Origin of the sequence: Fulvivirga lutimaris, from assembly GCF_009711525.1 — a bacterium.
GTDB lineage: Bacteria > Bacteroidota > Bacteroidia > Cytophagales > Cyclobacteriaceae > Fulvivirga > Fulvivirga lutimaris.
Map to the genome: position 1 here is coordinate 1 of NZ_SMLV01000301.1, position 12,015 is coordinate 12,015.

Sequence of the window (12,015 nt, forward strand, 5' to 3'; positions counted from 1 at the left end):
TAGGCTTCTGATAACCACATTGAAATCAAAATCACCATTTGGTAAAAAATAACCCACCGACCCTGAATAGATACCTCGTTTGGATACTTCGTATTTTTCAATCAATTCCATCACCTTAATTTTTGGAGCACCTGTCATGCTGCCCATGGGGAAGGCATTGCGGATGGCTTCGATTGAATTCGTTTCACTTTTCAGCTGTCCTGTTACCGTTGAGATCATTTGATGCCATTGGTTGAAGGTATAGATGCCAAACATTTGTTCAACCTTTACAGAGCCGGGTAGACAGCTTTTAGCCAAATCATTGCGAACAAGATCAACAATCATCATATTTTCAGCAAGTTCCTTTTCGTTGGTTCGTAGCTCTTGTTTTATGATTTCGTCCTCATATTCTGATTTCCCTCTTTTGGCTGTTCCTTTAATTGGCTGCGATATAAGCTTCGAGTCTTCCTTCTTAATGAACCTTTCAGGGCTAGCACAAATTAAGAAGTGATGGTTGTTTTTATAAAGCGTAGCAAAAGGTGTTGGTGATTTTTTGATCAATGACCTGAAAGTGTTGATCGGATCTATTTGAGCATTTTTTGCTCTGAATTCCTGGCAGTAATTAATTTCATATATATCACCTTCAATAATATGTTGTTTTAGCTTTTCTAAAGTGTTTAAGTACTGTTCCTTTGAAATGGATGGTTTGAAAACTATATCCTCATCTGATTCAGATTCTATAGTTATAGATTTATTAATTTCTTCAAATACTGATTCAGGATCATTCGATTCGATGGTTATTCCATGATCGAAATGAATACAATGAAGTGCTTTGCTAAAACTTCCATCAGAAAATCGGATAAAATCAGGATTGTTACTTTCGAGTTTTTCCAGCTGGTTTTTCAAATCATACCCGAAATGGCCAAAAGTACATCCATCCTTTTCTAAAGTATTACCTAACGATCTAAAGAGATTATTGGAATCAAGATCTAACACCTCATTGCTAACCATTAAGACATGTTGATATGGTTGGTAAGGGTAGGTATGCCCATTTGGGCAGAAATAGGCAAAGTATTCGAATCTATTAGCCCAAACAAGACATTTTTCAATGAATTCGTCAGAAATGGCTACATCAAAATGGTATGATTTCATCATAGTTCTATGGCACAAAAAAAGGAATTGGTAATCCAATTCCTTTAATTTAATCCTCTAATTCTGATTACATAGTAGGCTGCTCGGCCACAATGTTGAAACCAACATTTACAGTGTTGTAAATGAATTTGTCTTTGGCCTTATCTACTACACCAGCTTCATCGTTGTATTTCAGTCCCCAAAGTGTTCTGTCAATATTGAATTTTGCTTTAGCAGTTACTTTGTTCTCATCCAATTGCACATTCGCAGGGAAAGAAATGCTAAGCGTCTTACCTCTCATGGTAAGATTACCTGTTACCTTATGAGTCGGAGCAGCAACAATGTGTTCATCAGCAGATGCTGGCTTATACTCTGAATCAAACTCTTCTTTTGCTTTAGCAGCTTCATCTGGGTTATATGGACTCACAGAAGTTATAACAAATTCTGCATTAGGGTGATTTTCTGCATCAAAGAAGTCATCAGATTTCAAGTGATCAACGAGCTTTTTTTGCATCTCAGCTTTTTCAGCTAAATCTGCATTTTGGATATCATTTACATTCATGATGATGCTGCCACCTACAATTTGATCACCTTCTACTGATATTGTACCTTCAGTAACCGGTATTGTGCCATTATGCTTTCCAGTAGGTTTGCTGCCTATCCATGAAACGGTACTTGATGCTGTATTTATGCTAAATTCTTTTGCTGATGCTACGTCTTCTACTTCTTTGGCGTCTGATACTTCTGCATCAGTACCCTCAGATTTAGGGTTACAAGCCCAGAAAAAAGCGATAGACAAAAATAATGTTAAGAATTTAAGATTCTTCATAGGTTTTTAATTAGTTGATTTTAATTGATTTAGTTAGTTTCAAGTGACAACAAAGTTATAAAGGAAAAAGTTAAATTCTATATTTAAAAAATGGCATTGATTAAAAGTGTTAGAGGGTATACCCCTCAAATTCATGATAGTTGTTTTCTTGCAGAGAATGCAACCATAGTAGGTGAGGTATCACTAGGGGCTAATTGTACTGTATGGTTTAATGCTGTAGTAAGAGGAGATGTTCATTCGATAAGAATTGGTGAGAATACCAATATTCAGGATGGAGCAATCATCCATTGTACCTATCAGAAGGCTAAGACTGTAATTGGTAAAAATGTGTCTATAGCTCATGGCGCCATTGTTCATGGCTGCACCGTTGAAGATAATGTCTTAATAGGAATGGGTGCAATCATTATGGATGATGCTGTTATAAGAAAGGGCTCTGTTATAGCAGCTGGGGCTATTATTTTACCGGGAACTATAGTAGAAGAGAATTCTATTTACGCTGGGGTTCCTGCGGTAAAAGTAAAAGACACAAGCGATAAAATGCATGAGGTGATCGCCAGAACGGCCAAAAATTACCCCATGTATGCAGAATGGTATAAGTGATTAATTTAAAAGATGAAAAATGAATTTTATAGTTAAACTTCTATTGACGGGTATTTCGGTTATTGTAGCTTCTTATCTTCTTGATGGGGTCTATGTAGAAAGCTATTTCACTGCTGTAATAGTTGCAGCGGTATTAGCATTATTAAATGCAGCGGTAAAACCCATCCTGATTTTGTTTACAATTCCGATAACCTTCCTCACATTAGGACTGTTCTTATTGGTAATCAACGCTATAATTATTTTAATGGTTGATTATTTTGTGCCAGGCTTTAGTGTAGACGGGTTTTGGTGGGCCTTATTCTTCAGTATAATTCTGGCAATTGTTAATTCAATTTTTGAAGAGCTAAATAAATCCAAATAATAATGTTTTTTAAATATTGAAAATTTGTTATTCAAACCATTTTGTTCTAAATTATTTGTCCGTTTAATCCCAAAATTATCAAATGATGCTTACTTCAAATGATGGGTTCAAACCCGAAAAAATAGATCACTACAAAAGTGAGATGAAGAAAAAGAATCAAAATTTTCTAATTGTTGAGTCTGAGGATAATTCTGAAGAATATGTGAATTTCATGTTTGTAGGAATGTATGAGGGAAAGGAAGTGGTATACGATGCAGTTATGTACACTTTGCGCTTGCACCATTTAAGCGAAGTATATGAAGTGGCTGAACACAAGGCCGCACAGCATTTTCCAGAGTTTAGAAGAATAAAATATGAGGAGGATGAAAACGGAGACCTGGAGGCTTTGGATGATCTGGAAGAGGAAATTGGACTTTTCATTGCTGAAGCAATTATGGAGATTGAAGATGAGGAAGAAGTTAAAGTGAAGGAACATGTAGAGGTTGATCCCAACATAGATTTCGGTATTGGTTTAGATATTGGCTTAAATATTGAAACAATTGACAACCAAATCATTTCAAAATTTGTTCGAGACTTTAACGAGGACACGTTGAGGCTTGATGAGACATTATACTCTTACCAAACTCAAGACGAAGAAATGACAGAGTAAATAATTCAAATGGATACGGCAAGGGACGGGATTAAATTTAGAAGAAGCATACAATACACATTGTCCTTTGTTGCAGTTATTTGGCTCGTTAAAATAATTGAATCTTACTTGCAGATTGATTTTGGCCTTTTGGGTATATACCCAAGGACTTTAAGTGGGTCAATAGGCATTTTTCTTTCTCCTCTTATTCACGGTGACTTTTTCCACCTTCTTTCTAACACCTTTCCGCTTTTGATCTTAGGGGTTGGGCTGTTTTATTTCTATGATAAAATAGCTTTTAATGTTATTATACTAATCTACCTAATGACAGGGTTCTGGGTTTGGATAGCCGCACGAGATGCATATCATATAGGAGCCAGCGGTATTGTTTATGGCTTATTGACCTTTATCTTATTTAGTGGTTTCTTTCGTAGAAACCCTCAAACTTTGGCTATTTCATTTGTGATTTTGGTGCTTTATGGAGGATCGTTTATGGCTGGAATTATACCTACCTCAAATGGTATTTCCTGGGAGTCGCATCTTATGGGGGGCATAGCGGGTATTTTTTGTGCTGTTTACTTCAGGAAGGCAAAACTTGTCGATGAGCCACCACTAGACATAAAACCTATTGACCAAAACTCACCTTTTGATTATACCTACACTTACTTGGAAAACTCCCAAAAATCAGAGTCTTATATCTATACAATCAACACCAAATCAAAAGAAGAATCACGGGCAAGAAGAAAATAAGATTGGTTAATCTGTATTTTCTTTATTTAATTTGCGCCTCAAATTAAATTTTTAAAAAGTGAAAAATATTTCTTTAGTACTCAATGGAGTTTTGATTGTTGCGGTTGGTGTGTTGTATGTGTTGCACTTTAGTAAATCTGATGGATCAACTGTAAGTGACAGTAGCGAAGTTGCTGGTGGAGCAGCGGGAGAGTATAGTGTTGTTTATATCAACTCTGACTCAGTATTGAGTAAGTACGATTACTTCAAAGACATTCAGGATAAGTTTCAGGAAAAAGGTCAAAAATTAGAAAAAGAGTATCAAAATCGTGCTCAAGGACTTCAACAAGAAGTTAACGACTACCAAAGAACAGTTTCAAATTTAACAATTGGTCAGGCAAAAGCGCTAGAGGAAAATTTGATGAAAAAGCAGCAGAACTTGCGTTTATATCAGGAAAGTCTTTCTCAGGAATTGCTTAAAGAAGAGGCCAAAATGAATCAGGAGCTTTACGAAAAGGTTACTGCATTTTTGAAAGATTACAGTGCTGCAAATGGCATCGATTTAGTGGTTAAATACAATCAGGGAAGTGATGTACTCTTCGCAACTAAGGGAATGGACATAACTGAACAGGTTGTGAAAGGGCTTAATGAAGCTTACGCTAATGAGTCTACTGAACCAGCCACTGTAGCAGCTGATTCTACCGCTAAAAAATAATATTCTGATTTTCAGTTAATTAAAGTTGTCTTGTATTGCTTTTTGATAGGGGTATTAATATCTTTCTAACCAAATACCGTACTATTTTTTAAGCTTATATAAATGTTCAAGGCACTTTTTTTGGCATTAAATGTCCGTCCCAATGAAGAAAAGCAAGTGCTTCTCTTGTTGGGACAAGGTTTTTTTATGGGGGTGTTTCTGGCTACCTTCCAAATTACTGCAGAGACATTATTCCTTAACCGTTTAAGCGAATATTTAAAGGAGGCAATTCTTTTTTCTGGCTTCTTAGGTATAATTACTACCGCACTTTTTTCTTATCTACAGAATAGGGTACCATTTAGAACGCTTGCTCTAGGCAATCTGGCCTTGATCTTACTTTTTGTAGCCACAATTTATGCATCATTTCATTATGGTGACCCTGCTTATCAAGAGCCTCTTATTTTTCTAAGTTTTGCTCTAATCGGCCCTATTCTGGCCGTTTCACTATTAGGTTTTTGGGGTACTTTTGGTAGACTGTTTGATTTACGCCAGTCCAAAAGAATTATTGGAGGTATAGATATAGGTCAATTAATGGCTGCCATTATCACGTCATTCAGTTTTCCATTTCTACAAACCTTAATACCTGAGACAACAAACTATTTATTGATAAGTTGTGTCAGTATTGCTATCTCATTTGTATTCCTTTTCATACTTACTTCAAGGTATGATTTGTCGAAAGCGGAGTTGTCTAACCTCAAGGAAGAAGAGATGGGCACAGATTTTAAATCTCTTGCCGGCAATACTTATGTAAGGCTATTGTCTACATTTCTTCTCTTTTCAATGGTGACTTTTACTTTTATTCAGTTTTCTTTTCAAGATGTTGTGAGTATTCAATATCCAGGCGAGAATGAACTAAGAAACTTTCTAGCAATATTTAATGGTGCTATACTCGTTCTAGGCTTGCTACTACAAACTTTTGTAAATGATAGAATCATAGGAGAGTATGGGCTAAAGGTTTCATTACTTATACTTCCTTTGGTCTTAATTTTCTTCTTGGTTGGGTCAATAGTTTCTGGAGAAGTGTATGGTTTTACTAAGGACAGTGGTGCCAATTTTATTTGGTTCTTTTTGTTTGTTGCACTTTCAAGACTTTTTAACTTTTCATTAAGAGATTCTCTTGAGAATCCTACGTTTAAGCTCTATTTCATGCCACTTGATAATCGGATCAGGTTTGATATTCAAACTAAAGTGGAAGGTGTTGTTAATGAGACATCAAGATTTATCGCAGGTGCTTTGATTATTGGTTTGTCGTACCTTTCATTTATTGAACTAATCCATTATTCGTATGCACTCATTATTCTTATTGCAGGATATATCTACATCATCGGTAAGCTTTACATTGAATATAAAAACAATATCAAAATTAAGCTGGAGAAGCAGCAGAGAGCTAATACAGATTTAGCACTTACATTAGGACAAAAACTTGTGCAGAAACTTGAGCTTTCACTAAAAAGCACAGACCCTAGCAAGGCAATTTTTTCTTATAAATTATTAGAAAAAATAGAGCCTCAAATATTGCCGGCATCAATTAACACATTAATGGGGCATAAAGTCTCTCAGGTGCGTGATTTTGCTCAAAACAAGATGAATGAACTTAAAGGCCTTTCTGTTTCTGAAAGGTATGTTATATCGTCAAATAAGTCAGGTGATGGAAGTGACAAACAAGTTGTTTCAGGTAATGACTTGCTAACGCTTTTTCAATCTGGTGATATTAGTAAAGCAAGAGTTTCTAAACTATGTAAATCTGATATAGCAGAGGACCGGCAATACGCGGCTGAATTGCTTGGTAATTCTGAAGATGAAGAGAATATCAGCCTTCTCATAGAATTACTTCATGATATTGAACCAAAAGTGAGGTATGCGGCTATTAAGACTGCGCAAAGAAAATATAACAATGAAGTTCTGCTTGCTTTAATAGAAAATTTAGGAGACCCTGTATTTAGTGTTCAGGCAGCTAGCGCTCTAACTATTATTGGCGGAAAGGCACTTAATGCCCTTGATAGTGCTTTCTACAAAACAGGACAGCAGACGCAGGTCATGCTCAAGGTTGTTCAAATCATTGGCCGAATTGGAGGAAATAAAGCCAAAGAAATACTTTGGAATAAAATGGATTTTCCTGATAAAGTAATGGTGTCACAAATCCTGTTTGCTTTAGGTAATTGTGGTTTTAGGGCAGGGATTTCTCAGATAGCACGAATTAAGTATGCCATTGAGTCTGATATAGAAGATATTGCCTGGAATATTTCAGCCATTGGAGAAGTAAGTGATGATCACTTTGGTAAGGAAATTAAAAAGGCTATTGAAGAAGAAATATACTATGATATAGATCACATTTACATGCTGCTTTCCATGCTTTATGAAGCGCAGTCTATTCAGCTTGTTAAAGAGAATATTGAGAGTCAGACTAGTGAAGGTGTTACATATGGGGTTGAACTGTTGGATATATTCTTGTCAGAAGATTTGAAGCAAAGATTCATTCCTGTTATAGATGATATATCATATCCAGAGAAGGCGCGTAAACTCGAAATATTTTATCCAAGGGAGAGACTTGAGAATAAAATGGTTTTAAAGTTCTTGCTTAATAGAGACTTCTCTCAAACTAATAGATGGACAAAATCCTGTATTATTTATCAAATAGGCCTGCTTAAGATTAGGGAGTTCTATTTTGATTTGATTGCTAACCTGTTCAATCCTGATTTATTGATAAGGGAGATGGCTGCTTGGTCCTTATTTCAAATTGACCCTGACGCTTATGATGAGAATGTGAAAAGGCTTGGGCATAGTGATAGACGGATGCTTGATAGTTTAATAAAAGATCAAAGCGAATCTAACCAAAGATCATTGAGATTTGATAAAGTAATGTTTTTGAAGAAAATGAATGTTTTTGAAAATATAATTGGTTTAGCAATAGCTGATTTGATCGATATTACTGAAGAAGTTTTTATTAAAGAAGGTGAGACAGTTACAGTTGATGAGCACTACAATGACAATTTTTATATTGTTTATCAAGGAGCGATCAATTTATATGAAAATGGCGAAATTAAGTCAGAAACAAAGGTTGGTGAATTTATTGGAGAGATGGTGGGAGCCCAAAATTATATAAAGTCTAACCTTATAATCGCATTGACAGATACAGTACTTTTGAAGATCAAAAAAGATGGATTTTATGATCTGCTAGCAGACAACGTTAAGTTGGCAAATGAAATGATTGAATATGTGTAAGTACTATTTTTATTAAATTAGTTTGATTTTTTTGATTTTACTTTATAAAGCGTTTATTTTAAGTACATTAGGTGCTATTTTTAACCTTGCTATTATTTTTTAAACTTGATCTAGTCCCCGCACTATGCTAAACTATGATTTGCATACAAGTGAAGAGCCTTTTGAAAAAGAGGAGTATGATATTCATGGTAATGTAGTTCTTAAAAACCCGTTCCCAGGTTTGCGTCCGTTCGGTGTAGATGAAAGTCATTTATTCTTTGGTCGTGAGAATCAGGTTGATGACGTTCTTGTAAAGCTTTCAGCAAGCAAGTTCGTGACTATCATGGGTTACTCAGGTAGTGGTAAGTCATCTCTTATTTATTGTGGGGTTATACCAGTGGTATATGGTGGGTTTATGACCAATACCGGTCCTAATTGGAATATCATTACCACAAGGCCTGGCACATCTCCAATCAAGAATTTATCTAGATCATTAATCCTAGGGCACAAGCAACAGGATATTGTAGAATCAGCTGATGATAGGGCAGCAAAGAGGTTAGTTGTTAGTAGTATATTAAGAAGTAATGCCAATGGTCTTGTTGAAACCATCAATAAATTCAAAGCCGATAAATCAGAGAACACATTAATCTTCATTGATCAATTTGAAGAACTCTTCCGATATGGTGAAAATGATCAAGGTTCTGCTGAAGAAGCAAGATTATATGTAAATCTAATTCTAGATGCATGTAGATCTACAGAGTCTCCGGTATATGTAGCTATTACCATGCGTTCTGATTATGTTGGAGAGTGCGCTAAATTTCCTGGTCTTACCCAACTCATAAACGAGAGTAATTATTTGGTTCCTCAAATGACAAGGGATCAAAAAAGAATGGCGATCGAAGGTCCGATTTCTGTAGGAGGCGGAAGAATTTCAAAAAGGTTAATGAAACGCCTTTTAAATGACATTGGAGATAACCAAGATCAGCTACCTATTTTGCAACATGCATTAATGCGTACTTGGGATTTCTGGATTAGGAATAGAGAAGAAAATGAGCCGATTGACATTGGGCATTATAATGCGATAGGTAAAATTACTGAGGCATTATCCCAGCATGCGAATGAAACTTACGATGAACTAAGTTCGAGAGAGAAAGAGATAGCCGAAGTCTTATTTAAGTCGCTGACGGAAAAGGCCGCTAATAATTTTGGAATAAGAAGACCGGTGAGGCTGGGCCTTGTTGCTGAGCTTTCTGAGGCGACACTTCCAGAGGTCATAGCCGTAGTTGATAAGTTTCGTGAGACGGGAAGATCTTTCCTAATGCCTCCAATTGGTGTTGAGCTTGATCAGAACTCGATTATAGAAATTTCGCACGAAAGTTTAATGCGTATATGGACAAGGCTTAAAGCCTGGGTAGATGAAGAGTATGAGTCTGCGCAAATGTACCGCAGGCTTTCTGAAGCTGCGGCCATGTACCAGATTGGTAGAACTGGTTTGTGGAGACCGCCAGATTTGCAGTTAGCGCTTAACTGGCAAAAGAAACAAAGGCCAACCAGAGCTTGGGCAAGAAGATATGATGAGGCATTCGAAAGGGCGATTGTTTTTCTTGATACAAGTAGAATTACCTATGAAGCCGAGCAGAAGAATCAAGAGATGCTTCAGAAGCGACTCCTTAAGAGAACAAAGGCAGTTGCAGTTATTTTGGGGATAGCAGCCATTATAAGTATACTTTTCTTTGTTTATGCAATTACCCAAAGTATCGAAGCAACTAAGCAAGCCGACCTCGCTAATGAACAAAAACTGATCGCATTGGAGCAAAAGGATGAGGCTGAGAAGCAGAGGGAAGAAGCTGAAAGGCAAACTGTAATAGCCCAAAATGCAGTTTTTGAAGCTGAAAAGCAAAGACAGATAGCCGAAACAGCTTTAGCTCAAGCCAAGTTTGAAAAAGCAAGAGCCGAGGAAAACTTGTTGATAGCAGAACAGCAAAGGGGAATAGCTAGTTCTGAAAGACAGGTGGCTTTGAAACAAAGAAACATCGCTCAGCAAGCAACAGAAGAAGCTAAAACTAACTATGAGTTTGCTAACAAGTTACTATATCAGTCGGTAGCTCAATCAATGGCTGTAAAGTCATTGGATATAGAAGATAAGGACCTGAAGGGTTTGTTGGCTCAACAGGCCAAAGCTTTTTATGACCAATATGATGGTAGAAAGTATGACCAGTACATATATAATGGATTATACAACGCAATAGCAGATATAAAAGGGCCTAGCTATAACACAGTGAGTGGGCTTCATAGGAATTCTGTCAGAACATTAACCATATCTAATGATGGAGGCAGGTTTTACTCAACAGGTACACAAGGTAAGGTGGTTAGCTCATCTATAACCAACAGGGATGACCATAAAGTCATTGTCTCTAATCAGTTCCCTAATAGAGTGTTAGATATTAGTAAAGATGATCAGTGGTTGGCCTTGGCAAGTGATTCGTCATTTGTGCAGGTTCAAAATTTGTTTAACAATACTACTTCTAAAATAGCTGGTCATAGAGGTTTTGTGAACGATGTGCATTTTTTACCTGACAATATGAGCTTTGTTTCTTCGGGAAGTGATCGTTCCTTAAGGATTAATAATATTAACGGTATGAACAGCGAACTATTAATGAGTACTACTTCTGAAATTAAAAGCTTTGATATTAGTAAATCAGGACAGTTGCTGGTAGGAGGTAGTCTGGATGGTAGTCTTTATTTATATGATCTTAATGCCAAGTCTGAAAAAGTACTGACTAAAACAAATGGATCGCCAATTCAATCTGTCGCATTTAGTCCTGATGGTAAAAACATTGTTTTTGGAGAAGAAAGTGGAACAATCAAAATTTTCGACCTGGCTAGTAATACTGTGGTTAAAGAGCTCTCAGGACAAAAAGGAAGAATTAGTACTGTTTCCTACAGTCCGGATGGAAAGTTATTGGCTGCAGGTAGCTTTGATGGGTCAATATATATGTGGGCGGTTAGCGAAATAGATGAACTTCCAATTAAAATGACGGATAATGATGCCTATGTTTGGGATTTGGCATTTACTCCAGATTCTAATTATATAATTGCTGGTTGTTCTGATGGTGACATTCGATTCTGGCCAACAGATCCTAATATTATTTCAGAGTTAATGTGTAATGAACTTAAAAGGAATCTTGATGAAGAAGAGTGGAAGACATATGTGGGTAATGATATACCCTACCGAAACACATGTCTTAACTTGTTGTTAAATGATTATTGATTTATAGGTGATTAGATTTAGTCTTATAGTTGGTTTATTAAGCATCCTAAATCCAGCTTTTGCTCAGAGGTCCAATTGTGCAGAAACATTGAACCAAGCTCAGCAACAGTTTGATGATGGTCACTTATATTCTATACCTTCTATTTTAAAGCCGTGCCTTGACAACGGTTTCAATAAAACCCAAAAGATTGAGGCCTTTCTTATTCTTACCAGAACATATTTACTCATTGACGACCCCATAAGTGCAGAAGATAGCTACCTAAAGCTATTAGCACTAGATCCTGAATATAAAATTGACAGAGAGAATGATCCTGTTGATATCGTTTATCTGGATGAGAAATTTACAACTACACCTATTTTTATATTATTTGGCAGAATAGGGCTTAATGCTTCAAATGCATCAGAAATCAGCAATTATGGTGTGGATAATACTGATCTAACAAGAGAAAGTTATAATGCCGTTTTAGGATTTAATTTAGGTGGGGGTACAGAATTGAACATAACCGATAATTTTAGCTTAGGTCTTGAAATG

Annotated in this window: 10 protein-coding genes; 8 read left to right on the plus strand and 2 right to left on the minus strand. The window is 36.3% G+C overall.

Going from position 1 to position 12,015, the window contains the following annotated elements; all coding sequences use genetic code 11:
* Nucleotides 1-1,134: anthranilate synthase component I family protein (locus E1140_RS05525; RefSeq protein WP_155180020.1), on the minus strand; the 1,134-nt coding region annotated here is incomplete at its 3' end.
* Nucleotides 1,135-1,198: 64 nt separating this feature from the next.
* Complete coding sequence (locus tag E1140_RS05530) at nucleotides 1,199-1,939, minus strand: YceI family protein (protein ID WP_155180022.1); 741 nt, start codon at nucleotides 1,937-1,939, stop codon at nucleotides 1,199-1,201.
* A 90-nt stretch (nucleotides 1,940-2,029) separates the two neighbouring features.
* Here E1140_RS05530 and E1140_RS05535 point away from each other — a divergent pair, with 90 nt between their 5' ends.
* From E1140_RS05535 to E1140_RS05570, 8 genes are all read left to right on the plus strand, one after another.
* Nucleotides 2,030-2,539 carry a gamma carbonic anhydrase family protein gene (locus E1140_RS05535; RefSeq protein ID WP_155180024.1) on the plus strand — a complete coding sequence of 170 codons (510 nt, stop codon included), beginning with the start codon at nucleotides 2,030-2,032 and terminating at the stop codon, nucleotides 2,537-2,539.
* A 19-nt stretch (nucleotides 2,540-2,558) separates the two neighbouring features.
* Nucleotides 2,559-2,900, plus strand: a complete 342-nt coding sequence (locus tag E1140_RS05540) for a phage holin family protein (RefSeq protein WP_155180026.1) — start codon at nucleotides 2,559-2,561, stop codon at nucleotides 2,898-2,900.
* Between the two features lie 85 nt (nucleotides 2,901-2,985).
* Nucleotides 2,986-3,549, plus strand: a complete 564-nt coding sequence (locus E1140_RS05545; RefSeq protein ID WP_155180028.1) for a hypothetical protein — start codon at nucleotides 2,986-2,988, stop codon at nucleotides 3,547-3,549.
* Between the two features lie 9 nt (nucleotides 3,550-3,558).
* Nucleotides 3,559-4,278, plus strand: coding sequence for a rhomboid family intramembrane serine protease (locus E1140_RS05550; protein ID WP_155180030.1), 720 nt, complete (start codon nucleotides 3,559-3,561; stop codon nucleotides 4,276-4,278).
* A gap of 58 nt (nucleotides 4,279-4,336) precedes the next feature.
* The gene (locus E1140_RS05555) at nucleotides 4,337-4,972 is read left to right on the plus strand and encodes an OmpH family outer membrane protein (RefSeq protein WP_185153442.1); all 636 of its coding nucleotides are present in this window, start codon (nucleotides 4,337-4,339) and stop codon (nucleotides 4,970-4,972) included.
* Nucleotides 4,973-5,074: 102 nt separating this feature from the next.
* Nucleotides 5,075-8,233, plus strand: coding sequence for a HEAT repeat domain-containing protein (locus tag E1140_RS05560; protein ID WP_155180032.1), 3,159 nt, complete (start codon nucleotides 5,075-5,077; stop codon nucleotides 8,231-8,233).
* A 124-nt stretch (nucleotides 8,234-8,357) separates the two neighbouring features.
* Nucleotides 8,358-11,483, plus strand: coding sequence for an nSTAND1 domain-containing NTPase (locus tag E1140_RS05565; RefSeq protein WP_155180034.1), 3,126 nt, complete (start codon nucleotides 8,358-8,360; stop codon nucleotides 11,481-11,483).
* Nucleotides 11,484-11,490: 7 nt separating this feature from the next.
* Nucleotides 11,491-12,015, plus strand: a 525-nt coding sequence (locus E1140_RS05570) for a hypothetical protein (RefSeq protein WP_155180036.1), incomplete at its 3' end; no start/stop codon positions are given.